The organism is Streptomyces sp. NPDC001406, assembly GCF_042895285.1.
In the GTDB taxonomy this organism is placed as follows: Bacteria; Actinomycetota; Actinomycetes; order Streptomycetales; family Streptomycetaceae; genus Streptomyces.
Genome location: NZ_JBIAWG010000008.1, coordinates 112,509 through 135,439, shown reverse-complemented (window position 1 = coordinate 135,439; position 22,931 = coordinate 112,509). Strand labels below are relative to the sequence as shown.

The following is a 22,931-nucleotide window of genomic DNA, read 5'->3' as shown; positions in this document are numbered from 1 at the left end:
GCTCAGTCCCGTCCCCCGTGCCAGCGGACAGCGACGGCACCGGCGAAGTCGCCCGCGTGGGCAAATCCCCCGAGCACCACCAGGTCGCCGTCCTCGACCTGCCGGGAGCGGATCGCGCGGTCCAGGGTGATCGGGATCGCCGCCCCGAACAGATTCCCGTACTGGTCGAAGGTGTTCAGGTGCCGTTCGGCCGGCAGTTGCAGCGCCTCTCGCCAGTTCCGCAGGAAAGTACGGTTGGGCTGGTTGGTGATGAGGACGTCGATGTCGGTGCTCGCCACGCCGAGCCGCCGGCACAGGTCCATGACCACCTCGGGGACGAGGCGGTTCCCGCGTGCCAGGACCTTGGCGACGCTTGCGTCGGTGAACCCGATCCGCAGCTGGGACTCTCCCGGCTCCCAGTACTTGCGGCCGTCTTCGAGCGCCACGGTCATGTCACCGGCGTACTCGCCGATGTGCCGGGTCTCCACGTCGAGGACGGGCGAGTCTGCCGATGTCGTCACATACGCCACACCGCACCCGTCGCCCGGGATCGCAGCCTGGGCGAGTTTGCGCACCTCGGACTGGGTGAAGCATTGCCCTGCGGCGCTTTGCGCGTTGCAGATCAGTGCGGTCTTCGCATCGGTGGAGGTGAGGATCTGCCGGGCCATCTTCAGCATGTACACGAAAGAGGCGCAGCCCGCGTTGGCCACGTCGACGAGCCACTCCGGGTTCAGCCCGAGCCGCCGGGCCACCTCGGTGCCGGCGCCCACGAACGGCAGGTCCGGCAGCTGGCTGTGCACCAGCAGCACATCGACGCCTTGGATCTCTTCCCTGCCGTGCCGTTCGATCAGAGAATGTACGGCCCGTTCGATCATGTCCGCGTTGGTCTCGTCCGCGGCCACGTGGTGCCGTAACGGCGGGACCTTGAACATGGGGTGGTTGCGGAGCTTGTCCTCGGCTCCGGGGTACTCGGTGTAGAACTCCGCGGGGACCGGCTCGCCGGGGAGGTAGCCGGCCACGTCGGTGAGGCTGACCGTCGTCACCGCGCCACCGCCTTCGCCGGAGCCACGTTGACCGGCAGGCCGTTGCGGTGGCGGTGTTCCAGGATGGCCTTGAGGTTGTTCATCTCCACGGTGTGGCCTGCGTAGAAGAGGTCCCAGTAGTCGCCCACCCAGGGCCGGTCCGGGCGCGGCGCCTTCTCGGGGTGGGGGTTGGTGTCGTAGTGGGGGTGCCGGCAGTTGGTCCAGGTGATCACCGAACCCGGCTTGTCGAGTACGAGTCGGGCTGGGACGACACGCATCAGGTAGATCATCCACAGCTGCTCGCCCTGGTCCCACGAACAGTGGTAGTCCACGGTCATGGCCTCGGGGTTGGCGACCACCTTGCAGTAGATCCTGGTGTCGTCCTCCAGCCGGTCGTGACCGACCCACAGCCCCGGTGTGCCGGTGGGCGCGAAGCCCCGCAGGCTGCAGGTCCACTCCTCCAAGTGGTGTCCCTGGCGCAGGTAGTCGTAGGCCGCCTCCGGTGGGCAGTCGACGTACTCGTGGATGGTGCAGTACTGCCCGTAGACCTGATGGTGGGGGTAGACCGCGTGGGTGAGCTCCATGCAGTGGGCGGTCAGTTCCTCCTTGCCGGCGTTCTCGATCCGGATCAGGCCGGGGATGTCAGCCAACGTCGACGAAGCCTCGCTCATCCGAACTCTCCTTGCTCTCGGTGCGGTTGGTGATTTCGGTGATTTCGGTGAAGGACTGGAACGGAAGGAACGGCGGGATCTCCCGCGGGTCGCAGTCCACCGCGACGAACGCCGGGCCGCCGCTTGCATTGCTGCGCAGCAGCGCGGTGCGCAGCTGCGCCGCGTCGTCGGCTCCCGTGGCCTCCAGCGACGGGAAGGCGGCGGCCACTCCGGCGGCGAGGTCGGTCCGGGCGAACAGGTCGTCGCTGCGGACGCCGCCCTGGAGGAACTCCTCGCGCAGCGCGCACATGGCGTGGGCGTTGTTGTTGAAGATCACGAACGTCACGGGTGCGTCGTACTCCACGGCGGTGTGCACTTCCATCCCGTGCATGAAGAAGGCCCCGTCGCCGGCGAGGACGTAGGTGCGTCGGCCGGTGGCGAGCGCGGCGCCGATCCCGGCACCGAAGGTGTAGCCCATGCCGCCCATGCCGACCGCCACCACGAAGCGGCCGTGGCGCGGTGCGGGGAGGAGGTGGATCGCGCTGGCCCCCGCGTTGCCGGCGTCCACGAAGACGTGTGCGTCCTGGGGGAGTGCCGCCTCCACCGCGGCGACCGCCTGGCTGTGGGGGACGGCTCGTCCACGGGTCTCAGAGGGCGGGCCCGGCATGGGAGTGGGACGGGGGCCGGCGTGCGGCGGACAGGGACGGGGGCGGGGCGGCAGGCGGGCGGTCACCGCGCGCAGCGCGTCGCGGAGATTCCCACCCAGTGCGATGCCTGCCACGAACGGCGGTTCGGGGCCGAGACAGACGACGTCGGTGGCCGCCAGGGCGCGGTCGAGGCCACCGCGTGCCATGAGCGGCAGTCGGGTACCGGCCAGCAGGCACAGGTCGGCCCGCCGCAGACAGTCTTCGACGTTGGCGTGGCCCATCACCCCGGCCACGCCGGCGAATCGGGGATCACGGTTGTCGAAGACGTCCTTGGCGTCCGGGGTGACCGCCACCCATGCCCCGAGGCGCTGGGCCAGTTCGGCCAGATCCGCACGCGCGTCCGCGGCGGCAACCTCCTCACCGGCGATCACGAGGACGCGGGCGGCCCCGCGAAGGGCGTCCGACACGGCGCTGACGGCAGCGGTGTCGAGCCGCGCAGCGGATGCTGTCGCAGGGCCGCCCGGTGTCGGTGTCGCGCCGCGGGCGGGCACCTGGATCCGCGCCTGCTGCACGTCCTTGGGCAGCAACAGCACGGCCGGCCCGCGTGGATCGGCCTGTGCCGCCGCAACCGCCAGGGGCAGCAACTCCGTGAGCGAGTCCGCGTCATCGACCCGGGCGCAGAACCGGGAGACGGGCGCGAAGACCTCCCGTGCATCGAAGGAGCCCGCCCTGCCGCTGGAGTCCTGGAACGCCCCGTGGCCTTCCTGGCCGGTCGGCGGCTGACCCACCAGGGCCAGCACGGGCACCCGGGAGGCGTACGCCTCCGCCAGGCCCGGTACGAGATTCATCGCCCCACCGCCCGAGGTGGCGGCAACGACGCCGAGGCGCCCGGTCGTGCGTGCGTATCCGTCGGCCATGGTGACGGCGGAGAACTCGTGCTTGGCGACGATGCCGCGAATGGCGCCGCCGCGGTGCACGGCGTCATACAGGTCCTCGATGTTCGCGCCGCCGACGCCGAACATGTGGGTGATGCCGGCCCTGGCGAGTTCCCCTGCCAGATGGTCGACCAGACGTACGGTTTCTGCCTCGCGTAATTCCGAGGTCGAGGTGGTCATACGGGGCTGCTCTCCCTCTCGTGGTGCCGGTCGATGAGGCCGGATGGCGAGATGACCTGAAAGCGGTGCCGGTATTCCTTGGGGGTGAGTCCCAGGGTTCGTCCGAAGGAGCGGAAGAACGTCTCGGTGGCGGCGAATCCGCAGCGGCCGGCTATCTGGCTGATCGTCAGGTCCGTCGTTTCCAGCAGTTCGCGTGCGCGGGCGATACGCGTCCGTTCGACGTACTGGCCGGGTGTCGTGCCCACCACGCGCCGGAAAACCCGGGCGAAGTTGCGCTGACTCATGTTGGCCTGCCGCGCGATCTCGGCCACGGGCAGCGGGTTGTCCAGGTTGTCGAGAATCCACTCCTGTGCTGCCCGGATCGGCGGATGGTCGGCCAACTGGGCGTCGAGGACGGCGCTGTACTGGGACTGCCCTCCGTGCCGCTTGAGGAACAGCACCAGAAACCGTGCCGTCTCCAGCGCGAGCGCCGCACCATGATCCGCCTCCACCAGGGCCAGTGCCATGTCGATGCCCGTCGACACGCCCGCGGAGGTCACGAAGGGCCCGTCCCAGACGAAGATCGGCTCGGCGTCCACCGTCACATCCGGATAGCGGCACGCCATCATCTCGCTGTACGCCCAGTGGGTGGTGGCGCGTCTGCCGTCGAGGAGGCCCGCCTCGGCCAGCAGGAAGGATCCGCCGCATACCGAGGCGACTCTGCGCGACCGGGCCGCTGCCCGGCCGATCCAGGACACGAGCGCCCGGTCCCGGAGCGCGTTGTGGAGACTCCATCCGCCCGGCACGAGGAGCGTGTCGATCGGGCCCTGCCCCGCTTCCAGCGGCGAGGCCTCGATCACCACCCCTGAACTCGTGCGCACCAGTGGTGCGTCGGCGGATACGAAGTCGGTCCGGTAGGGCGTTCCCGAGGGGCCCAGGAGCCGGTTCGCGGTATCGAACACTTCAATCGGTCCGGTGATGTCCAGGGCCATCGAGCCCGCGTACACCACCACAACAACACGTCGCTCCAACACGGTCACAGCCTGTATCGAATGCCGTACTGGCTGCAATGCCAGATTACTGACGTATCCGGCCAACAAGCGGTGCGGAACGGTCAGGAACTGCGCTGGCAAGGCAGTTCGTGCGTTGAGCAGGCAGCACTGGGTGAGACAGCTCACAGGACGTTGGTTGTTGGGCGGCCTCGGGACGCCGGCGAGGAGCATGGGGTGAAGACAGGCCGGGCGGGCGCTGTCCGCCCGGAGTCACGAGCCCCGATTCGTACGCCACCACCACCGCCTGTGCCCTGCTGTCCAGGTCCAGCTTGGTCATCGTGCGGTTGAGGTGGGTCTCGACGGTCGCCTCGCTGATGCAGAGGCGTTCAGCGATCTCCAGGTTGGACAGGCCGCGTGCGATCAGTCTCAGGACCTCGAGCTCGCGGGAGGTCAACGCATCAAGATCCGCAGGCTGTTCGCAGGCGGACTGACGGGCGTACGCCTCGACCAGGCGACGGGTGACGCTGGGAGCGAAGAGCGCATCGCCACCGCTGACCGCGGCCACCGCGGCGAGCAGCCGTTTTGGCCCGGAGTCCTTGAGCGCAAACCCGGAGACTCCGGCGCGCAGTGCCCCGTACACGTACACGTACTCGTCGAGGTCGAAGGTGGTCGGCACAAGGATCCGGGGTGCGGGGTCGGCGGCCGTGGCGAGAATGGTCCTGGTGGCGTCGATGCCGTTCATGCCGGGCATCCGGATGTCCATCAGAATCACCTTGGGGGCTGTCGCGGCGGCGAGCGCCACGGCCTCCGCGCCGTCGCTCGCCTCGCCGACCACCTCGATGCCGGGTGCGGCACCTGGTCAACGCCGCCGCGATCAGCGTGTCGAGGGCGAGGGGGCGGATCCGCACCGTGGCAGCGTAACTCCGGCCCGACGGCTGGGCGTCAACCTTCCGCGGTACCACGGAAGTTGGAGGAAGCGGGCGGCTACCACGTTCGATTTCCTGTATCGGCCCTGGGGTTTACCGAGGTGTCGACCCTCCTCGGGATGTGCATCGACAAGGCCGCGCCCACCTTCTTGTGCTGACCGCACCGCACAACTCTCTCCAGGGGGAATGAGATGTCAGGCATACAAAAGGCGGGGCTCGTCGCCAACCGACAGTGACGCTGCCGCGCCCTGCCGCACGGCCATCACTAGGTTCAACTACACCGGATACCGAGCCTGCGGCAGTGGTCGAGTCCTGGACGTCGACTGGGACCGGAACGGTTCACTCGACGAGTCATTCGTCATCGCGCCCAACCGGGAGATCTGGCACATCTGGGCCCGGTTCGGCGGCTGGAAAGAGCTGCCGGGCGACGGTTGCGGGGACACCTTCTGGGGCTGGTCCCGGTACGACAATGTCCGCTGCGTCGCGGTCTGGGCGGGTAGCACCGTGTGGGCCAACCCCTTCGACGGCACACGCTGGCTCGGCTGGGGCGCGGTACTTGCTGACGGTCGGCTGCCTCCCATGTGAGAAGAGCGCTCCGGCACGATAAGAGCGCCCCACCAGCCGGTTCCCCCGATCCATCCGGTCCTCGGGCAGCAGCCCGATGGGGCGGTTGAGGGGGAACCGGCTTCTCGCGTGTCGAGATACCTGTGCGAGGAGGAACGCATCCACGTCGCGGCCGGCTGCGGGACAGGGCGTTCCGGAACAGAGGCAACCAAGCGCCCCGGCGCGTTCGCAATGCGGCGCCCTCAGACGAAGCGGACGATCCAGCGTTGCGAGGTGCCCCCGGTGCATGCCGCGGTGGAGACCCGGTCGTTCGCCGTCCGAGCGAGGCACTTGTGGCTGACGCTGTTCTGAATCGTCCTACCGGCCGGTGTCGAGCTGCTGATCTGCCACAGTGCTGCCTTGTCGGCAGCGGCACAGGGTTTCATGGTCAGCTGATCGTTGCGCAGCGTGAGGCACAGCTTCGTTGCCACCTGCCGGAGTGCCGTGTACTCGTAGTCGTCGTCCCAGTGCCACTTCTGGTAGGCGCCCAGATTGCATGAGAAGACGTACGGGCCGTAGTCGGCCCGGAAGTCCAGGCACGCCTTGCTTCCGGCTGAGTTCTGGAAGGCGGTGGTCACCGGTGCCGCGCTCGCCGGTGTACTGCTCAGGCCCACCGCGAGCCCGACGACCGCCCCCACGGCGGCCAGCCTTTTCAGAACCACGAGTTCCTCCTCTGCTCGACGCATTCCGCCGGGATGGTACCGACAGTTTCCAGGCGTCAGAGTATGAGCAGGAGCCGCGTGTTCGAGACGAGCTTCCGGTTCACACTGGTGCTCTGCACAAAGATCGTGAAGTCGTCGTTGTGGTCCGGCTTGACGCGAACCTCCACGTCCGGCAGGCCGAGCAGAGCTCGGGCCTCGGGCCCCGTGTACACCCGGTCGGTCTTCTTCTCGAGCACCGCGATCTGCTTCCGTGCTTGGACCTTCTCCGACTTGCTCAGCTCGTAGTACGCACCACCGGTACGGTAGGTGTGCCCGCATTCGATGACCCAGTCCCGGATCGACGCGTCACGAGACACCGGGATCAGCTCGTACTGCGACGGATCCACCGGGGTGAGGCCGGCCGCCTTGATGGTGTCCTTGTTGACCGCCTCAGCACCCGTGGAGAACACCGCCCGCGATCCCCGGATGCCCTTGGTGCGGCCCACCATGAACTTTTCGGTCGCCTGACGGATGACCTGCCCGGCCTCCTCCAGACCCTGTGTGCTCGTGGCGTCCCAGATGGCGATGTTGTCCTTCGGGAAACCGCACTGCATGGCCTCGCGCTTGCCCATCTGGTCCGGCACAAGAACGGCCAGCGTCCAGTTGTCCTCCTGAGTCTTGCTCATCTCGGCCACAGCCTCGACCAGTTCACGCGGATCCCTGGCAGGTGCATCCGGGCAGCGATGGCTTGCGTTCTCCTGCCCGTCGGTGAGTACGAACGTCAGGAAGCTGTGGTCGCCGTACAGTTGAGCCGTCTGCGCGAGCTCCCGCTGTGACTTCAGCGCGGCCGCCAGCAGAGCCGTCATGCCACCGACCCGGTACAGCTGCTTCAGCGACGGCATGCGCAGCACGTCCTTGTCGTAAATGACGCACTCCACCTTGTCCGCGAAGACGTACACGGTGACGCGTGGTTTCCTGGTCCAGTTCCCTCGACCGGCGGGCAAGATAGGCAATCTGCTGGTCGGCGACCTCAACGACCTTGCGGCTCAGATGCGACATGGACGAACTGGCATCCAGCACGAGAGCAACGTGATTGATGTAGTTCTGGCTTCCGGACATGGCAGCTCCCCCTCTTTGTCTTCCCGACTCGATGCTCCTACCGTCTCACGCACCACTGACAATCGATCTTGGCTCACAGCCTGGATGAGGAGTCAGGCCGACGAGGGGAGCGGGAGTGGCTACACTGCCGCGAAGCCGCGAGGCGACACAGCAACTGGCCGGAAAAGAACGGTGGGAGAGGCCATGGCATCGGGGGGATGGGGTCCGGGACCCGGCACGGGGCAACCGGGCGGCAACGGACCGGGTGGTCGGGGCTGGGGCGCTCCGTACGGGCCGACGCCCAACGGCCCCAACAACCCCTACGGTCCGCCCGCCCCGGGCCCGTACCCGAACCAGAACCCGTATCCGAACGCGAACCCGTACCCGTACCCCTACGGCCCGCAGCCCGGCGCGCCCGTTCCGGTCGCACGCCGCCGCAGTTGCCTGTGGTACGTCTCGCCCGTCTTCCTCGTGGTCGCCATCCTCCGCTCCGCACACCGCGTGGCCACCAAGCTCTTCGTGCACGAGAGCGGGGACCGGATCGTGGACCGGACCGTGGACCGTGTCCAGGTGGTCCGCACGGTGCTCGGTGTGCTGGCCACCCTCGCGCTGATCCTGGTCTACGGCGTGGAGAAGGACCGCTGGGGGAACGCGGCGGAAGACGGCCTCGCCAACGCGTTGGCCACGCCGCTCGTGCTGATCGTCACCGGGCCGCTGGTCATCCTGGGATTCATCCTCTACGCGCCCCCGCATCTGCGACCGCACCTGCGTTCCCGGCTGAGCGCCCCGCTCAAGGCGGTCGGCTGGTACGTGCTGACCCTGGTCGTCCTCGCCACGACCATCTACCTCGCGGGCGGCACCATTCTCAAGGACCACCTGCACGGCTGGCAGGTGCTGCCGTTCGCCCTGATCGTGATGGTTGCCATCTTCTGGGGGCTGCCCTTCCTCTTCCTGGCGTCTTTGTACTCCGCACGCAGCGCCTTCAACACCGCCCATGTCCACCCGATGCTGCCGCCCGTGGTCACCGGTGTCCTGGTATGGGTGCTCGCCTTCTTCAACCTGATCGGCAACGGCATGCCGGCGGGCCCGCCGGTGGCCCAGTTCTGCTCACTGCTCGGCGGGCCGCTGTCGGTGACCGCGGTCTCGGCGTGGGAGCTGCGGCGCCTGCGCACCCGCTTCGGAGTCACCGTCCGGGGCTGAGCCGGAGCGGCGGCACCACTGCGCTGCCGGCATGGAAGCGGCGCTGCCCGTCCACCGCATCGCGTCGGAGCCGATGCGGTGGAGGGGCGGGTCGCCGAGTTCCAGGTGCCCGCGGCACACGCCTGGTGAGCCGCCATACTCACTTCACGAACTCGTCTACGGCGGTCAGCAGTAGAGATTGCCGCCGGGTGACGTTCCGAGGATCTGCGTGAACCGCTGGTAGGCGTCCACGCGGCTCTGCACCTGTGCCGGGTTCTTGCCGTCGCACTCGAGGGAGCCGTTGATGCTGCGGATCGTCTGGCCGAAGCCGGCGCTGTTGACCATGGCGTTGTGGGGCGTCATGCTGCCGGGCCCGGTCTGGGTGTTCCAGTACCAAAGGGCCGTCTTCCAGGCCACGGCGGCGTCGTTCTGCACCAGCCACGGGTTGTTGAGGAGGTCGATGCCGAGCGCGTCGCCCGCGGCCTTGTAGTTGAAGTTCCAGCTGAGCTGGATGGGGCCGCGCCCGTAGTAGGCCGCCTGCCCGGCCGGACAGCCGTACGGCTGGCTCCAGTCGCAGTAGTGCGGGTAGTTGGCGGTGTTCTGCTCGACCACGTACACCAGACCGCCGGTCTCATGGCTGACGTTGGCGAGGAAGGCCGCGGCCTCCTGCTTCCTGACCGTGTCGCTGCCGGTGTTCGCGAAGGCGGGGTAGGCGCTGAGAGCGGCGGTGAGGCCGCTGTACGTGTAGAAGGAATTCCGGTTCGGGAACATCTGGTTGAACTGTGCCTCGCTGACCACGAAGGTGCCGACGGGGGTCCCGGAGCCGTCGTCGCAGGCATAAGGGTCCCAGTACCAGGTGCTGATGGTCGGGTCGTAGCCCGGGTTGTCGTGTTCGGCGATGTAGGCCTTGCCGTCGGTGTAACGCACGATGTCGCCGGTGGCGTACGACCTTCCGGCGACCCAGCTCGGGTAGCTCGAACACGCGGCGGCGGATGCGTTGGCGGCCGGCAGCAGGACCGGCACGGTACTTCCGAGGACGAGTGCGGTGACCACGGCGGAGATGCGGCGTCTCGACACAGGATCAACTCCTTTGCGGAGCACGGCCGCACCCGGACAAGGGCAGCGCGAATCCGGGCCTTGTGCGCAGGTGCCGGTCGAACCGGCCATGGCGTGGGTGCGACCGTGGTGGGGGGTGTGGAAGCACACTCAACCGCTTTGGTCTGTACCAGTCAAGGGTGTAGACCAGTCAACTCGCTCCACGGGAGGAGGCTCGTTCCCCGCTGCCTCCTGTGCATGCCCCCGGGAGGGCGACTACGTAATGGAGTCGGGCAGCAGCTGCCCGCGTGGCATGATGGCGACGTGACTTTGATCCGAAAGGCCGATGCCGCGTAGGTCGCCCGGCGCGTTGCGCGCCCAGATGCAGTTGGTCCGGGGTGATTCCCGGCAGTTCAGTCGGATTTCGGGGCTTGGGCGCAGTGCTCAGGCTGCTGTCCGGCGCCTGGAGGCTGACCGGTTCTGGCCCGGTTGCCTGCGCGATTCCCTCGACCAGTTCGAGCGGTTCCTACGGTGCCCCGGGCGCCGGCTCTATGTGCCGCTCGCGGACTGTCCGTGCCACGATCCGCTGGCCGGCCGGGACAACGTGGAAGCGATCCTGAATGCCTTGCCGTTACGTGCCCGCCGTGAGCTTCGGCAGATCGTGGCGCGACTCGACGAGGAATTCGAGCGGCGGACGCTGCCGGATCCGATGGCGCCTGTCGGGCTCGGGGTCGGCTGGTGGCACCGGCGCCTGACGGGACGGTAGCCGATGGTGGCGGGCTCCGGATCCGTCAGCGTTTTCGTCAGTTCTCAGTGCCCGCTGATCTCGGAGGGAGACAGCGCGGCGAGGGCCTGCAGCGCGTTCAGAAAGCCGCGCCGATCCTCCTCCGGCAGGCGCGCCAGCAGTCGCTCCTCGTGCTGCTGGATCGCCGCCTGGACCGCGTCGCGCAGTTGGCGTCCCGCCGGGGTGAGTGAGAGGAGGCGCGCCCGCCGGTCCGCCGGATCGGGCTGCCGGTGGATCAGCCCACGTTCCTCCAAGTCGTCAAGGACGCCGATGATCCGCGTCTTGTCCGCACCGATGTCTCGCGCCAACGCGGCCTGCGTCCGTACTGGTGGGTCGTCGAGCCTGAGCAGCACCGCGTACGCCCACATGGCCAGCCCGTGCCGGCGCAGTACCGGCAACTCGGCGGCCACCAGCGCGCGGCCCAGCGGGACGATCATCGCCGCCAGGTCAGGGCGCCCTTTGGATGTGGTGTTCCCAGCCATGGGGAAGAAGATACTCGTTGACGCATAGTAGGTACCTGCTTATCGTAAGCGTATGCGTATGAACTTAAGTGTCATGAAGGCTTTCAACGACCGTGCGGTGCGCGAGAGCAGCACCGTGGTCCGCCGGGTGAGTGTGAAGGACCTCAGTCGTCCGACCCCCTGCTCGCCTTGGAATCTGGGCGAGCTGCTCGCGCACATGGCGGCCCAGCATCGGGGGTTCGCGGCGGCGGCGCGAGCCGACGGCGGTGACCTGGCCCACTGGAAGGCCGAGGCGCCCGGGCCGGATGCCGTCGCGCGATACCTTGCCGCCGCAGAAGCCGTCCTGACCGCATTCGCCGAAGTCGGCGTGGAGGAACAGGAGTTCGCCCTCCCCGAATTCGGTGCGGGCGCAACCTTCCCGGCGATCCGGGCCATCGGCTTCCACTTCATCGACTACGTCGTCCACGCCTGGGACGTCGCCCGTGCCCTCGATCTGCCCTTCACCCCGGACCCCGACATCTTGGATGCCGCGCTCCCCATCGCGCTGGCCGTCCCCAACGGTGCCCACCGCATGCGGCCGGACGCCGCCTTCGCCCCGAGCCTCCTAGAACCCGCCGACTCCGACGCTCTGACCCGGATCCTCTTGCACCTGGGCCGCTCCCCGTCCTAGGCATGGCGGGCACGCAGCGAAGGTCGAGAAGGGCTGGCAGGGGGCCGTTCATCTCCGGCCTGGGTCATTCCGGTTGGTGTTCCGGGCCTCCGAAGTCCGGGCTCGACCACCTTGGGTGCGGTGCCGGAGTGGGTGTCCGGCGCAGGCCGGACGCGGTTGCGGGGTTGGCGAGGGCTTGCTCCAGGAAGGGGAGGATGCCGCGTTCCAGGAGGGCTTCTCGCCAGGCTTCCCTGGCCCGGGCCACCTCTCCGTTCGCCTCGCCGTAGGCTCCGGCGTCCAGCGAGGAGCTGTCGCGCAGGGCGGTGAGCAGCAGCCCGAGCGCGGCGACGAGGATCGCGGCCGCGGCGACGGCACCGAACACCCATCCCGCCGTCAGCATGGTCTGAGCGAATGCCGGCTCGGGGTTCAGTATCTTCAGGATGTAGCCGATGATCAGGAATATCGCCGCGGCGGTTCCGGCGAGGACGGGGGCGAGGACCGCGACGACGGCGACGGCGCCCGCGCCGGTGGTCTCGGCGGCCTCGCCGAGGGTGGTGGCGAGCCCCATCGCGCCCGCGACGCCCGGCTCACCGGAGCCGGATTCACCACTGGACGACGGCGTGGACGACGGGATGGACGGCACCGGTTGGCGCAGTTCGTCCCGGACTATCACATAGTGCTGGTACTCGGTCGCCGCGGCCGCCGTGATGAGTGTGGTGGCGTTCAGCGCCATGGTGCGCAGTTGTTCGATGTTCAGCCGCTGTCCCACAGCGGCCAGTTCCGGGCGGTGTGGTGCGGAGCGCAGCGCCTCATCGAGGAACCGCTCGTAGTCCTGGCGGTCCTCGTTCAGCAAGTGCTGATCAGCCGACCGCTCCCGCCGCATGTCGTCTGCCTGGCGGTTCTCGCCCGGCAGACGTTGCGGCGCGGTGGAGCTGCTCGTGGCATCGGGGTGCCGTGCCGTCGCCTTTACTCCTGCCTCATTCCGCGCGGATGCCTTGCGCGCTATCGCCAGGTGCATCCAGGCGCGCAGGGCTGAAGTGGGCGGACGGCGCCCGAGAATGGACCGGCGCGGGTTGGCAACGTCACTTGCCCTTGCCTCGGCGTGCTCTGTGCCGCTCGGCGGCTCCTGGGGTGGTTCGGGAGCATCAGAGGGTGAGGGAGCCGGCCGACTGGCGGTTTGCGCGCCAGTGACGGTAGGCCTGGACGGTGCAGCGGGCGGCCGAAAGCCTGGAGACCGGCGAGAGAGCACGGCCAGGACACGGCCGGAGAAGGATTCAGCAGCCAGCGTCATGCCTGCCCCCTGGGTCCGACGGTCCCTGCTGTGCGGTGATGCCCGTGTCTGGCTGCGGAATATGCGGGGGACTACCGCCTGATCGTGTCATGTCGGGAAGGCCATTGGTCTGGCCGAGACCGTTCGGCTGCTGCACCCGCCACTCAACCGCCTGTTGCTGCGCCTCCTCAGCCACACCGCCCAGCGCGGCACGACCCGCGCTCCTGACCGCCAGCGGTACCAGCGTGGCGAGTTGTTGAACCACTGACAGCGCCCCCAGGCCGACCATGTAGGCCACGAGCGGGTTCACACTGAGCGGGTACGTCGCGGCGAGGACGCCTGTCGGGGCTCCGCTCACGAACAACCGCAGCACTGTGGCCACGCAATGACCCCGCCAGCCGGGTGCGGGCAACTGCTCCTCGCCCGGCCGTACATCGGGCTGGCGCCGAGGCGGTTCGATCGTGTCCGGCTCTACATTCCACGGCATCTTGCGGTGCCACTTGACGGACTTGATGACGTCGACGGCCTCCATGGTGGCGCCACCGGCCACCCCCACCCACGCGGCCATTAACCAGTCCATGCACCGAGATTAGAAGGCCGCACCGTGACAGGGAACGACCTCGCCGGATTCGCACCAACCGCACGAGGCTGTGAATTGGTTGAGAAGCCGGGCCGTCATCGGTTCTCACACCTCCTTGTGCCGTGCCCGCGACGCAGCCGGCCGCACCGTGGTGAGCAGGGTGAGAGCGAGCGCGGCGAAGACCAGACCGAGCGCCGTCATCGTGGCGGCCTGCCCGACGGACGCGTCGGGGACGTCGCGCAGCCATGCACTGATCGCCATGGCTGCGACGGCCGGGCCGATCAGGGCCAGCCAGCCCGACAGCGCCAGGGCGACCTTGCGGGCCCATGGGCTGCCGTGGCGCATCCCGGCGATGGCGGCGATGGCGGCAGGCAAGCCCACGCCGAGGTCGAGCAGGGCGATGGTCCAGAAGTAGCCGGGGCCCTCCTGGTAGTCGGCGGCCGACGGGTGTGTGCCGGCGGCGTCGAGGATGGCCGGCACGTACCGCGTGAAGGTCACGATCGCCAGGAGCGGGATCAGCATGCCGCCGGTGAGGCGTTCCCGTCGGCCGGGCGGCGTCCAGGCTGCCGGGTCGATCTGCTGCCAGGCGAGAAGGGCCGTGGTCCAGCCGAGGACGAACAGCGCCAGCTGCAGCGGGAAGAACGCCTCGCTGTTGCCGTCGTAGTGCAGGTACTGCGGTCCCAGCACGTACTGCGGAACCATGTACGCCGTATACACGCCGGGTGCGAGGGCCAGCACGCCGCCCAGCGGGTGCCGGCGCAGTACGAGGACGGCGGCGCACACGGCCACGGGAGCGACGACCGCGACCGAGAAGACGTCCAGGGCCACGAGCTGGCTCATCAGCGCCCCATGGCCGGGGATCGGGTAGTGGATCGCCGCGAAGCCGACGGGACCGAGCAGCGTGCCGGCCACGAGCAACGCCGCGAGGACCAGCAGCCCACCGCCGAGCAGCCGGGCGAGCGTGTGCGCCCTGGTTCGCGTGTACGGCGTTTCGTACGTCCTGTGCCGGATGGGTAGGTCGCTCATCGCACACCCCGTGTCCTCTCACGTCAGGCAGCCGGCCAGGCCGCCGGGCAGGGTTTGACGACCCCGAGTCCCTTCCGCCCGCCGACCGGACGGAAGGGACTGGCCCACGTGGGAACCACGCAGGTAAAAGCGGCCCTGCGTGCTCAGGCCAGGGCGGCTGCGAGCACATCGAAGGCGGTCCGCGGATCCGCCAGGGCGTGGTAGATGCCGGGAATCTCATGGTCGTCGAGGCCGAGCAGGCCGTAGACGGCGTGCATGGCGCCGCGCACCGAGTACTCGACGGTGAAGACCACGTCCTCCGGGATCTCCGTGAACTGGCCCAGGAAGGCGAAGTTCGCCGCGCCGCGCGGGATGACCAGCGGCCGGTCGTGTGTGGTGCGTGGGGCGAATTGGCTGGTGATGTAGGGCATCATCACCGGGATCACCGTGGTGGTCGCCGCGACCTGCTCCTCGATGTCCGACAGGCCCAGGTGGCCCAGCAGTTCGGTGAGGATCTCCCGGCCGGTGGCCTCGGCCATCGGCTTGCCGACGAAGTCGCCCTCGCGGTCGACGAACAGGCCGTAGCCCCACACCGTGTACACGTCCTCCGGCTGGCCCTCGAAGTGCGGGGCATGCGGCACGACGATCGACATCAGCCAGTTGGAGTCTTTGAACGTCATCAGCGCGCCGGTGCCGGGCAGGTTGCCGGACAGCTCCTCGATGCGGTGCAGCAGCAGCGGGCTGCGCATGGTGAGCGTGAAGGACTCCCACTTGGCCTCGTCCACGTTGCCGTTGAACGCCGTGGGCCGGCCGAAGTCGTCGGCCTTGCCTGCGATGGCCTCCCACAGCCGCCAGTCCCCGTCGCGCTTGTCGCGCACCAGTTCGGGTGCGGTCGTGTCGCTGCCGTAGGCCGCGTCGGCGGTCATCGAGCCGAGGGTGAGGAACGCGTAGTCGTCGGCGCCGAGTTCGTAGGAGTCGCCCTGTCCGGCCCGGTCGAGGTGCAGGCGGGTGGCCCGGCGGGTGCCGTCGTCCTCGGTGGTGAAGTCGACGTCGGTGACGCGCACTCCGTGCTCGAAGCGCACGCCGCGCTCCTCCAGCCAGACCCGTATCGGGCGGATGATCGAGTCGTACTGGTTGAGGCGGGTGCGGCGCACCCCCGCCAGGGTGTGCATGCGGGGGAACTCCTGCATGAACCGGAGCAGATAGCGCTTGAGTTCGATGGCGCTGTGCCAGTTCTGGAAGGCGAAGGTGGTGCGCCACATCGTCCAGAAGTTGGTGGCGAAGAAGTGCGGGGAGAAGAAGTCCTCGATCCGGCGGGCCCCGATCACCGACTCGGGCAGCACCAGCAGACGCGTGAGTTCCAGCTGGTCACGCGCGTCGAGACCGTAGTCGGCGGCGTCGAGAATCACGGCACCCTTGCCGATCAGGCGGGCCTTGGCGTCGGTGGGCCACTTGGCGTTGAACTCGGTGATCTCCTTGCGCACCGATACCGACTCGTCGGTCAGGGTGGGGATCGTCTCCAGGAGGTTCCACAGGCACGTGTACGCCTCCTCCTCCAGCATCCGGCCGCCGCGGGTGACGTATCCGCCGGGCTCCTCGCGACCGTCCATCGAGCCGCCGGCGACCGGGAGTTCCTCCAGGATGTGGATGTTCTCGCCCGGCAGGCCGCCGTCGCGGATCAGGAAGGCCGCCGCCGCGAGGGAGGCGATGCCGCCGCCGACCAGGTAGGCGTGGGATGGGTGCGGAGCGTCGGTCATGACGTCCCTCCGTTTCTGCCGACCCGTGATACGGGCGGCCGACTGTGGTCACAATCCTGTGCACCACACCGTCCGCCGTGCTGCGGGCAGTGCGGTGCACAGCGCGTCTCCGCTGTGCTCAGGCCGATCGCGGCGAGGCGCTGGTAGTACTCAGTCAACTCGTGGGGTGATCACGTCGGCAGGGGCCGGTCGTCCCTGCCCGCGTGCCGAGGGGCCCGGGCCGGGCGGTCGCTTTCCGGCGCAGGCCGATGTCCATGGCGAAGGTCGTCGACCGGTTGGTCGGGATCCCAACGAGACCGCGATGCCCGGTGTATGTTCAGGCAATAACCATATACCGGCTACCGATATATTCTGCAGGCGTTGGCTGATCGCGTGTCCCGGCTCCGAACGGCGGTCAGGACGAGGCATGGAGTGAAGCATGGAATCGAACATCACAACTCGCCCGGCGTCTTGGGCTGGACGGCGGGCGGACGTTCTGGCCCTGCTGCTGGCCGGCGCGGCCGTCGGTTGGACCGCGGTTCTGTTGAGCGTGCGCACCGCTGATCCGGCCCCGCTCGACTCCGGCGTGACGGATGCTGATCTGGCGCGGCTGTGCGCTGCCGTGATGGCCGCCGTTGCGGCGGTGTCAGCCGGATTGTGGTGGCGCCACCGGGCGTCCGCTCATCATTCGGCAGCCGGCGGAGGCTGGGCACGAGCGGCGTTCGCCGTGTCTTCTGTCCATGCCCTGTTCCTTGTACCGGTGATCACATTCGCCCCATGGGCCTGGAAGGTCCCGTTGATTGTGTTCACGGCAGCGGTGCTCGCCGGCGGCGTGAGGGAGGCCGCCGCGGCGACGGCGTCAGCCGATGGCCGTATACCCGCGCCTGACCCGACTGGGCGGCCTTCGGCCGGATTGCGGCATGCCAGGTCGCGGTGATGCTGGAGGCATACGGCCGAATCAGTACCTCGCGCACGCCCATGAAGGACCAGGACATGCCCATGAAGGACCAGGACATGACTGACGCTCCGCATATCGTGAGCGATGTGATGACCCTGCCCGTCGTGGCCGTCGGGCGTGACGCGCGGTTCAAGGACATCGTGCGGGTCATGGAGCAGCGGCAGGTCAGTGCCGTGCCGGTCGTGGAGGGCGAGGGACGGGTGGTCGGTGTCGTCTCCGAGGCCGACTTGCTGCCCAAGGAGGAGCTCCGGGACCACGGGGTCACCCGGCACTTCCGGATCCGTCGCCGGTCCGCCCTGGCCAAGGCTCAGGCGCTGACGGCCGAGGAGCTCATGAGCACGCCCGCTGTCACGGTCCGCCCCGACGTCACCTTGGCCCAGGCAGCCCGGATCATGGCCACGGAGCACGTCAAGCGACTGCCCGTGGTCGACGACGAGGGCCGGCTTTCGGGCATCGTCAGCCGAGGCGACCTGTTGAAGGTCTTCCTGCGGTCGGACGAGGACATCGAGGAGGAAGTCCGCCGCACGGTGGTGTCCTACCTGTTCCCCACGGTCGGTCACGCCATTCATGTGTCCGTGAGGGACGGGGTCGTCACGCTCCGCGGCCGCGTCCACGACACCTCGCTCATCTGGGTCGCCGAGCGCCTCGTCCGTGCTCTGGAGGGCGTGGTGGGTGTCGAGGCACGGCTCAGCGGCCAGGATGCCGCCCTGGCCGGGCGGGAACCATGCGGTGATTAGCGACCATGGTGTCGCTGGTGGATCGCCGGACACAGCGCGTCGAGCTGCCCGCCAACGTTGCGCGTGCGGCGTTCGTCGCGCTCGGGACGGCGGATGTGCGCGTCGGACCCTTCGATGACGAGTCGGTCGCCGAGGTGAGCTCGCATGATCGCGGCCCTCTCCTCAGAATGGTGCTGTATCCACCCTGCCCCGCGGGTCACACGGCCGTAGGGGGACGAGAGGTCCGTGTCCGCGAGGCGGGCGGCCCGTATCCGGGAGGCGACATGCACCACCGAACGGTCGAGGAGCTCATGACCCGGGACGTCGTCCGGGCGCGGCGTGACATGCCGTTCAAGGAGCTCGTCAGGCTGCTGGCGGACAACGACGTCACCGCCGTGCCCGTGGTGGACGATCTGGAGCGCCCCATGGGCGTGGTGTCCGAGGCCGACCTGCTGCGCAAGAGCGCCGACCAGGCCGATCCGTCGGGCAGGGTTCCGGTCCCGAACCTGGAGGCCTGGGAGCGGGCCAAGGCCGAGGGTTCCCGCGCCGAGGAACTGATGTCGGCTCCCGCGGTGTGCGCACGTCCGGAGTGGAACGTGGTGGAGGCCGCGCGCCTCATGGAGGCCCAGCACGTCAAGCGGCTGCCCGTGGTGGACGAGGCGGACCGGCTCCTGGGCATCGTCAGCCGTGGCGATCTGCTGCGGATCTTCCTGCGCCGTGACGACGCCATCCGCGACGAGATCACCGCGGACGTGCTGCGGCGCACGATGGGGCTCGATCCCTCGGAGGTGACGGTCGAGGTGCGCGAGGGGCGGGTCGAGCTGGGCGGCTCCGTGGAGTTCCGGAGCCTTATCCCCGTCATTGAGCACCTGTGCCGTGGTGTCGACGGCGTTGTGTCGGTCGGCGGCCACATCGACTACAGGACGGACGACGCCGACCGTTCCCCCGACACTTCTTGAGTCCGCCGGGTTTCACATGGGCCATCCAGCGGGCTCACGGGTGCTCGGCCGCGACGCACCCATGGCCTGGATGTCGTGTCCGGCGACGTTCAGCAACTGGTTGGCGAGGTCGTGCATGGCCCGGCCGGCCGCCAGTTCGTCACCGATCTCCGGCACGTTCGTGTCCGCCGGATGACAGTGCGCGGTTCCGTGGCCGGTGAGCGCCGCGGCACCGGTGTCGAGCACCACATGTGCCTTGGTCGTTCCGTCGTCGTCTTCGAAAAGGTGGAGACGAACTTTCCATTCAGCCGTGTGCGACATGGCCTTCCTCCTCACTCCGGCCCATCGGTCACCGGCGGAAGCGCGCGGACCACAGCGGCTCCACCAGGTCCCATTCGGTGTCCCACTGCGCGTACCTTCTCCGGTTCAGCGCCAGGCGCAGGGCTGCCCGTACGGCGTAGACCCCGGCGACCGCTCCGAGCGCCGCCATGACACCCACGAACCAGCCGTTGGCCTTCGCGGTGACCGCGTTCATCGGTGCACCGGTAATGTCTCCGTCCCGGTTCACCCACACCCGCACCGTGGCACCCTTGGGCGTTCCCGGTTCGACGAAAGTGGCTCCCGTCCGGGCGATGCCATTCGGCTCGGTCCAGCGGATCCGCGTCGGTTGCCTCGACACGGAGTCATCGCCCGGCACGTCGGACATCACTCGGGCGGCAACCTCGTGTCGCTCCGCAACCTGGGCGTGCACGGTGCGCAGGGATGACTCGTACGCCGTCAGCCCCGCACCGAGCGCGGCCGCCGGCACTCCGAGGACGAGGACGAGCATCAGCAACCGGCCGAACCAGGATTCGAACCTGTCGGACGTACGCCTCAGCGGGTTCGTCCCATGGGGTGCGTCCCCCTTGTGGGGCCGGGGCGGACCGGATGCGGACGGCGAGCCGTGTGTGCTCATGATGCGGCCTCCAGCACGTTGCTGGTCCGTTCCCCCCTCGTCCACAGTCGAACAGCAGTGGGCTCCGGTCACCGGGCCGAAGGTCCCTGTGGACCGGCGTCCGGCCCCGAGGGCCCTGTCCACATGCGCCGCGGAGGGGATCGGGGTGATGCTCGAATGAGAGAACGCACCGCGTTCGGCACAGGGGCGATGTCCGGGCCGGCCACTCGAACGGAGTCGTCCACCGTCATTCCCAGCTTCTTACGAGACGGAGGCCGCCGCCATGCAACCAGCCGTCACCGTGGGCCTCGACGGCTCGCCCGAGAGCCTTGCCGCTGCCCGCTGGGCCGCGGACGAGGCCGAGAAGCGCAAGCTCACGCTGCGCCTGCTGCACGCGTGGCCGCTGCTGGCGCCGGAACCGGCCCGCGTCCCCGCGGAAGTCGATCAGAACTACTGGGCGAAGCGTCTGGTCCACACCGCGCGAGCCGAGCTCCAGGCGCGCCACCCAGGCCTGTCCATCGTCGGGAATCTGGTGGCCGACGACGCTCAGAACGCCCTGCTCCAAGCGGCGTCGGAGTCGGAGATGACGGTGCTGGGTTCGCGTGGTCTGGAGCCCGTGGAGAGCTACTTCCTGGGTGATGTCAGCATGCCCGTCGCGGCACGGGCGGAGGGGCCGGTGGTGCTGGTCCGCGCCGCACCCCGGGAACAGGGGCCGTCCCCGGCACCCGCGAGCCGTGTCGTCGTGGCACTGAAACTGCACGGTTCCTCCGACGCCCTGCTCGACTTCGCCCTCCACACCGCTGCGGCCAGAGGTCTTCCTCTCCTGGCCGTCCACGGCCGAAGCGTGCCGCTCCACGCACGGGTGCCCTGGGGCGTGGACCACGAAGTCACCGAAGAGATGACGCGGGATGCGCAGAGGCAGCTGGGCGAGGCGCTCCACCTGTGGAGAGAGAAGTACCCGCGGGTGGACGTGGCCGACAGCGTTCGTCTCGCAAGCCCCGCCAAGGTCGTCGTACAGGCTGCCGAAGGAGCCGCGCTGCTGGTCGTGGGCCGACGCCGGCATCGTCATGGTCTGGCGCCCCACCTGGGTCCCGTGGCGCAGGCCGCCGTTCATCACGGGCGCTGCCCCGTCGCCGTCGTCCCTCATGACTGAGCCCGGCCCGCGCGGGCAGTCGGCGCGGCCGGTACCTCGGAGCGATGCGTCCGCGCTCCGGTCCGGTGCCTGCCACGAGGGTCAGCCGATGTCGCGCGCAACAGTGGTCGAGACCCACACCGCGATCGTGCTCTTCGCCGGTGACCGCGCCTACAAGGTCAAAAAGCCGGTCGATCTGGAGTTCTTGGACTACACCACGGTGGCGGCTCGCCGGGCCGCATGCGAGCGCGAGGTCACTCTCAACCGCCGCTTCGCCCCCGACGTCTACTTGGGCCTCGGCGAGTTCCGCAGCCCTGACGCGAAGGCGCACGAACCAGTCGTGGTGATGCGCCGCATGCCGGCCGACCGCCGGCTCTCCCACCTGATACGAGAAGGAGCCGCCGTCGACGAAGCCCTTCGGGCCGTCGCCCGGCACCTCGCCGCCTGGCACGCGGACGCGCCCCGCGGCCGCGACGTGGACGAACAAGGCACGCGAGACGCGCTGTTGTCGCGCTGGGAGGCCGGCTTCGCACAGGTCCGCACGCTCGCCGCCGACGGCTTCGGGCCCGACGCCGTGGGGGAGACCGAGCGACTGGTCCGGCGCTATCTCGACGGCCGCAAGCCGCTGTTCGACTCCCGCATCGAGCAGGGGCGGGTGGTCGACGGCCACGGCGACCTCCTCGCCGAAGACATCTTCTGCCTCGACGACGGCCCTCGCGTCCTGGACTGTCTGGAGTTCGACGACCGTCTCCGCTACGTCGACGGCCTGGACGACGCCGCCTTCCTCGCCATGGATCTGGAACAGCTCGGTGCCCCGGAGGCCGCGGCGTACTTCCTCGCCCAGTACGGCGAGTACTCCGGCGATCCCGCGCCCCCTTCCCTGTGGCACCACTACGTCGCCTACCGCGCCTTCGTCCGTGCCAAGGTCTCCCTGATCCAGGCCCGGCAGGGCGCGCCCGGCACCGAGGCGGCGTCGCGGCGGCTGGCCTCGGTGGCTCAGCGCCACCTGCGCGCGTCTGCCGTCTCGCTCATCCTCGTCGGCGGGCTGCCCGGCAGCGGAAAGTCCACCCTTTCCGGAGCGTTGGCCGACCGGCTGGGGGTCACCTTGCTCAGCAGCGACCGCCTTCGCAAGGAGCTTGCCGGTATCCCCGCGGAGCAGCCCGCGGCGGCCGGCTACGGCGAGGGCCTGTACACACCCGAGTGGACGGCCAAGACCTATGCCACCCTGCTCGATCGCGCAGCCGCGCTGATGTCCTGCGGCGAGTCCGTCGTCCTGGACGCCACCTGGTCCGATGCCGGACAGCGTGAGGCGGCGCTGCGCGTGGCCGAACGCACCAGCGCCGACCTGGTGGCCCTGCACTGCCATGTGCCGGATGAGGTGTCGGTGGCCCGCCTGAACACGCGCGCCACCGGCCCCTCCGATGCCGGCCCCGACATCGCCGCGGCCATGGCGGCCAGGGAACCGCCGTGGCCCGAGGCCGTGGCAGTCGACACCAGCGGCCCATTGGAGTCCGCGGTCGCCCGCGCGCTGGCAACCGTACGCCCATGGGGTATCAGCCAGGCCCCGGTCTTCCGCCGCCCCTACATGGAGGCGGACTGAGGCGCACATGTGGCCGTGAACTCATGGCGTGGGGCCGGTTCGATCCTTCGACCTGCCGACCAGGAACCGTACGGTGTCGGACAGCGTGGTCAGTTCGGGGTAGTCCTCCTCGTCGATACGGATTCCGGTGCGTTCGGAGAGCAGTTCCACCAGGCTGAGGAAGTCGAGGGAATCGAGTTCGAGCACATCACGGAACTTGTCGTCCGGTTCCACCCGTGTGAAGTCCGCGTCGGGGACGATCAGGGTGATGGACTCCTTGACCACCGACATGGCTTCCGCCTCGTCCAGGGGTTTCATCCGAC

General features: G+C 68.9%; 24 protein-coding genes and 2 pseudogenes. 9 read left to right on the top strand and 17 right to left on the bottom strand.

Annotated elements, in window-relative coordinates; all coding sequences use genetic code 11:
• Window positions 1–2: 2 nt before the first annotated feature.
• From ACFY1J_RS20905 to ACFY1J_RS20885, 5 genes and pseudogenes are all read right to left on the bottom strand, one after another.
• Complete coding sequence (locus tag ACFY1J_RS20905) at window positions 3–1,022, bottom strand: 3-oxoacyl-ACP synthase III family protein (protein ID WP_390707860.1); 1,020 nt, start codon at window positions 1,020–1,022, stop codon at window positions 3–5.
• Window positions 1,019–1,672 (bottom strand): SRPBCC family protein, encoded by a 654-nt coding sequence (locus tag ACFY1J_RS20900; RefSeq protein WP_390707859.1) that lies wholly within the window; start codon window positions 1,670–1,672, stop codon window positions 1,019–1,021. Before ACFY1J_RS20900 ends, ACFY1J_RS20905 begins: the two co-directional genes overlap by 4 nt.
• Complete coding sequence (locus tag ACFY1J_RS20895; RefSeq protein WP_390707858.1) at window positions 1,644–3,413, bottom strand: thiamine pyrophosphate-binding protein; 1,770 nt, start codon at window positions 3,411–3,413, stop codon at window positions 1,644–1,646. The genes ACFY1J_RS20900 and ACFY1J_RS20895 overlap by 29 nt, the downstream gene beginning before the upstream one ends.
• A complete protein-coding gene (locus ACFY1J_RS20890; protein ID WP_390707857.1) occupies window positions 3,410–4,489 on the bottom strand; it encodes a GlxA family transcriptional regulator in 1,080 nt (359 codons plus the stop codon). The genes ACFY1J_RS20895 and ACFY1J_RS20890 overlap by 4 nt, the downstream gene beginning before the upstream one ends.
• A 154-nt stretch (window positions 4,490–4,643) precedes the next feature.
• Window positions 4,644–5,237, bottom strand: a pseudogene (locus ACFY1J_RS20885) (LuxR C-terminal-related transcriptional regulator); the annotation flags it as partial.
• A gap of 259 nt (window positions 5,238–5,496) precedes the next feature.
• Here ACFY1J_RS20885 and ACFY1J_RS20880 point away from each other — a divergent pair.
• Window positions 5,497–5,895: a hypothetical protein gene (locus ACFY1J_RS20880; protein ID WP_390731648.1), complete on the top strand. Its 399-nt coding sequence runs from the start codon at window positions 5,497–5,499 to the stop codon at window positions 5,893–5,895.
• 221 nt (window positions 5,896–6,116) lie between these two features.
• Here the strand turns inward: ACFY1J_RS20880 and ACFY1J_RS20875 are convergent, their stop codons facing one another.
• On the bottom strand, window positions 6,117–6,575 hold the full coding sequence (locus ACFY1J_RS20875) for a ricin-type beta-trefoil lectin domain protein (protein WP_390731647.1): 459 nt from the start codon (window positions 6,573–6,575) through the stop codon (window positions 6,117–6,119).
• Window positions 6,576–6,631: 56 nt separating this feature from the next.
• Window positions 6,632–7,673, bottom strand: a pseudogene (locus ACFY1J_RS20870) (vWA domain-containing protein).
• A 183-nt stretch (window positions 7,674–7,856) separates the two neighbouring features.
• On the opposite strand from ACFY1J_RS20870, the gene ACFY1J_RS20865 reads away from it, so the two are divergent.
• Window positions 7,857–8,852: a hypothetical protein gene (locus ACFY1J_RS20865; RefSeq protein WP_390707854.1), complete on the top strand. Its 996-nt coding sequence runs from the start codon at window positions 7,857–7,859 to the stop codon at window positions 8,850–8,852.
• Between the two features lie 165 nt (window positions 8,853–9,017).
• On the opposite strand, the gene ACFY1J_RS20860 is transcribed toward ACFY1J_RS20865, so the two are convergent.
• Window positions 9,018–9,908, bottom strand: a complete 891-nt coding sequence (locus ACFY1J_RS20860; protein WP_390707853.1) for a glycoside hydrolase family 19 protein — start codon at window positions 9,906–9,908, stop codon at window positions 9,018–9,020.
• Between the two features lie 328 nt (window positions 9,909–10,236).
• On the opposite strand from ACFY1J_RS20860, the gene ACFY1J_RS20855 reads away from it, so the two are divergent.
• Window positions 10,237–10,632 carry a hypothetical protein gene (locus ACFY1J_RS20855; protein WP_390707852.1) on the top strand — a complete coding sequence of 132 codons (396 nt, stop codon included), beginning with the start codon at window positions 10,237–10,239 and terminating at the stop codon, window positions 10,630–10,632.
• 44 nt (window positions 10,633–10,676) lie between these two features.
• Here the strand turns inward: ACFY1J_RS20855 and ACFY1J_RS20850 are convergent, their stop codons facing one another.
• Window positions 10,677–11,132 carry a MarR family winged helix-turn-helix transcriptional regulator gene (locus tag ACFY1J_RS20850; protein ID WP_390707851.1) on the bottom strand — a complete coding sequence of 152 codons (456 nt, stop codon included), beginning with the start codon at window positions 11,130–11,132 and terminating at the stop codon, window positions 10,677–10,679.
• Between the two features lie 73 nt (window positions 11,133–11,205).
• Between ACFY1J_RS20850 and ACFY1J_RS20845 the strand changes: the two genes are divergently transcribed.
• Window positions 11,206–11,781: a TIGR03086 family metal-binding protein gene (locus tag ACFY1J_RS20845; RefSeq protein ID WP_390731646.1), complete on the top strand. Its 576-nt coding sequence runs from the start codon at window positions 11,206–11,208 to the stop codon at window positions 11,779–11,781.
• 64 nt (window positions 11,782–11,845) lie between these two features.
• Here ACFY1J_RS20845 and ACFY1J_RS20840 read toward each other — a convergent pair whose 3' ends face one another.
• From ACFY1J_RS20840 to ACFY1J_RS20825, 4 genes are all read right to left on the bottom strand, one after another.
• Window positions 11,846–12,643: a hypothetical protein gene (locus ACFY1J_RS20840; protein ID WP_390731645.1), complete on the bottom strand. Its 798-nt coding sequence runs from the start codon at window positions 12,641–12,643 to the stop codon at window positions 11,846–11,848.
• A gap of 391 nt (window positions 12,644–13,034) precedes the next feature.
• On the bottom strand, window positions 13,035–13,610 hold the full coding sequence (locus ACFY1J_RS20835) for a hypothetical protein (protein WP_390731644.1): 576 nt from the start codon (window positions 13,608–13,610) through the stop codon (window positions 13,035–13,037).
• 105 nt (window positions 13,611–13,715) lie between these two features.
• On the bottom strand, window positions 13,716–14,636 hold the full coding sequence (locus tag ACFY1J_RS20830) for a hypothetical protein (RefSeq protein WP_390707847.1): 921 nt from the start codon (window positions 14,634–14,636) through the stop codon (window positions 13,716–13,718).
• Window positions 14,637–14,779: 143 nt separating this feature from the next.
• Window positions 14,780–16,372 carry an oleate hydratase gene (locus tag ACFY1J_RS20825; protein WP_390707846.1) on the bottom strand — a complete coding sequence of 531 codons (1,593 nt, stop codon included), beginning with the start codon at window positions 16,370–16,372 and terminating at the stop codon, window positions 14,780–14,782.
• A 418-nt stretch (window positions 16,373–16,790) separates the two neighbouring features.
• On the opposite strand from ACFY1J_RS20825, the gene ACFY1J_RS20820 reads away from it, so the two are divergent.
• Together ACFY1J_RS20820 and ACFY1J_RS20815 are read left to right on the top strand one after the other, a co-directional pair.
• Window positions 16,791–17,288, top strand: coding sequence for a hypothetical protein (locus ACFY1J_RS20820; RefSeq protein ID WP_390707845.1), 498 nt, complete (start codon window positions 16,791–16,793; stop codon window positions 17,286–17,288).
• Window positions 17,289–17,365: 77 nt separating this feature from the next.
• Entirely contained in the window at window positions 17,366–18,046 is a 681-nt protein-coding gene (locus ACFY1J_RS20815; protein ID WP_390707844.1) for a CBS domain-containing protein, read from the top strand.
• On the opposite strand, the gene ACFY1J_RS20810 is transcribed toward ACFY1J_RS20815, so the two are convergent.
• Complete coding sequence (locus ACFY1J_RS20810) at window positions 18,043–18,192, bottom strand: hypothetical protein (RefSeq protein WP_390731643.1); 150 nt, start codon at window positions 18,190–18,192, stop codon at window positions 18,043–18,045. The two genes, ACFY1J_RS20815 and ACFY1J_RS20810, sit on opposite strands and share 4 nt — an antisense overlap.
• 117 nt (window positions 18,193–18,309) lie before the next feature.
• Here ACFY1J_RS20810 and ACFY1J_RS20805 point away from each other — a divergent pair, with 117 nt between their 5' ends.
• Window positions 18,310–18,984 carry a CBS domain-containing protein gene (locus tag ACFY1J_RS20805; RefSeq protein WP_390707843.1) on the top strand — a complete coding sequence of 225 codons (675 nt, stop codon included), beginning with the start codon at window positions 18,310–18,312 and terminating at the stop codon, window positions 18,982–18,984.
• A 12-nt stretch (window positions 18,985–18,996) separates the two neighbouring features.
• Here the strand turns inward: ACFY1J_RS20805 and ACFY1J_RS20800 are convergent, their stop codons facing one another.
• A complete protein-coding gene (locus ACFY1J_RS20800; protein ID WP_390707842.1) occupies window positions 18,997–19,284 on the bottom strand; it encodes a DUF1876 domain-containing protein in 288 nt (95 codons plus the stop codon).
• Window positions 19,285–19,312: 28 nt separating this feature from the next.
• Window positions 19,313–19,918 (bottom strand): hypothetical protein, encoded by a 606-nt coding sequence (locus ACFY1J_RS20795; protein WP_390707841.1) that lies wholly within the window; start codon window positions 19,916–19,918, stop codon window positions 19,313–19,315.
• Between the two features lie 262 nt (window positions 19,919–20,180).
• Between ACFY1J_RS20795 and ACFY1J_RS20790 the strand changes: the two genes are divergently transcribed.
• The gene (locus tag ACFY1J_RS20790; RefSeq protein ID WP_390731642.1) at window positions 20,181–21,050 is read left to right on the top strand and encodes a universal stress protein; all 870 of its coding nucleotides are present in this window, start codon (window positions 20,181–20,183) and stop codon (window positions 21,048–21,050) included.
• 88 nt (window positions 21,051–21,138) lie between these two features.
• The gene (locus ACFY1J_RS20785) at window positions 21,139–22,629 is read left to right on the top strand and encodes an AAA family ATPase (RefSeq protein WP_390731641.1); all 1,491 of its coding nucleotides are present in this window, start codon (window positions 21,139–21,141) and stop codon (window positions 22,627–22,629) included.
• A gap of 21 nt (window positions 22,630–22,650) precedes the next feature.
• On the opposite strand, the gene ACFY1J_RS20780 is transcribed toward ACFY1J_RS20785, so the two are convergent.
• The gene (locus tag ACFY1J_RS20780) at window positions 22,651–22,926 is read right to left on the bottom strand and encodes an acyl carrier protein (protein ID WP_390707838.1); all 276 of its coding nucleotides are present in this window, start codon (window positions 22,924–22,926) and stop codon (window positions 22,651–22,653) included.
• Window positions 22,927–22,931 lie beyond the last annotated feature (5 nt).

Coding starts and splice junctions, on each gene's coding strand:
- ACFY1J_RS20805 (WP_390707843.1), top strand. CDS start 18,310: ATGCACCACCGAACGGTCGAGGAGCTCATGACCCGGGACGTCGTCCGG.
- ACFY1J_RS20810 (WP_390731643.1), bottom strand. CDS start 18,192: ATGCGAGCTCACCTCGGCGACCGACTCGTCATCGAAGGGTCCGACGCG.
- ACFY1J_RS20840 (WP_390731645.1), bottom strand. CDS start 12,643: ATGCGGCGGGAGCGGTCGGCTGATCAGCACTTGCTGAACGAGGACCGC.
- ACFY1J_RS20790 (WP_390731642.1), top strand. CDS start 20,181: ATGCAACCAGCCGTCACCGTGGGCCTCGACGGCTCGCCCGAGAGCCTT.
- ACFY1J_RS20830 (WP_390707847.1), bottom strand. CDS start 14,636: ATGAGCGACCTACCCATCCGGCACAGGACGTACGAAACGCCGTACACG.
- ACFY1J_RS20820 (WP_390707845.1), top strand. CDS start 16,791: ATGGAATCGAACATCACAACTCGCCCGGCGTCTTGGGCTGGACGGCGG.
- ACFY1J_RS20795 (WP_390707841.1), bottom strand. CDS start 19,918: ATGAGCACACACGGCTCGCCGTCCGCATCCGGTCCGCCCCGGCCCCAC.
- ACFY1J_RS20880 (WP_390731648.1), top strand. CDS start 5,497: ATGAGATGTCAGGCATACAAAAGGCGGGGCTCGTCGCCAACCGACAGT.
- ACFY1J_RS20900 (WP_390707859.1), bottom strand. CDS start 1,672: ATGAGCGAGGCTTCGTCGACGTTGGCTGACATCCCCGGCCTGATCCGG.
- ACFY1J_RS20815 (WP_390707844.1), top strand. CDS start 17,366: ATGACTGACGCTCCGCATATCGTGAGCGATGTGATGACCCTGCCCGTC.
- ACFY1J_RS20800 (WP_390707842.1), bottom strand. CDS start 19,284: ATGTCGCACACGGCTGAATGGAAAGTTCGTCTCCACCTTTTCGAAGAC.
- ACFY1J_RS20780 (WP_390707838.1), bottom strand. CDS start 22,926: ATGAAACCCCTGGACGAGGCGGAAGCCATGTCGGTGGTCAAGGAGTCC.
- ACFY1J_RS20825 (WP_390707846.1), bottom strand. CDS start 16,372: ATGACCGACGCTCCGCACCCATCCCACGCCTACCTGGTCGGCGGCGGC.
- ACFY1J_RS20785 (WP_390731641.1), top strand. CDS start 21,139: ATGTCGCGCGCAACAGTGGTCGAGACCCACACCGCGATCGTGCTCTTC.
- ACFY1J_RS20835 (WP_390731644.1), bottom strand. CDS start 13,610: ATGGACTGGTTAATGGCCGCGTGGGTGGGGGTGGCCGGTGGCGCCACC.
- ACFY1J_RS20850 (WP_390707851.1), bottom strand. CDS start 11,132: ATGGCTGGGAACACCACATCCAAAGGGCGCCCTGACCTGGCGGCGATG.
- ACFY1J_RS20895 (WP_390707858.1), bottom strand. CDS start 3,413: ATGACCACCTCGACCTCGGAATTACGCGAGGCAGAAACCGTACGTCTG.
- ACFY1J_RS20845 (WP_390731646.1), top strand. CDS start 11,206: ATGAAGGCTTTCAACGACCGTGCGGTGCGCGAGAGCAGCACCGTGGTC.
- ACFY1J_RS20865 (WP_390707854.1), top strand. CDS start 7,857: ATGGCATCGGGGGGATGGGGTCCGGGACCCGGCACGGGGCAACCGGGC.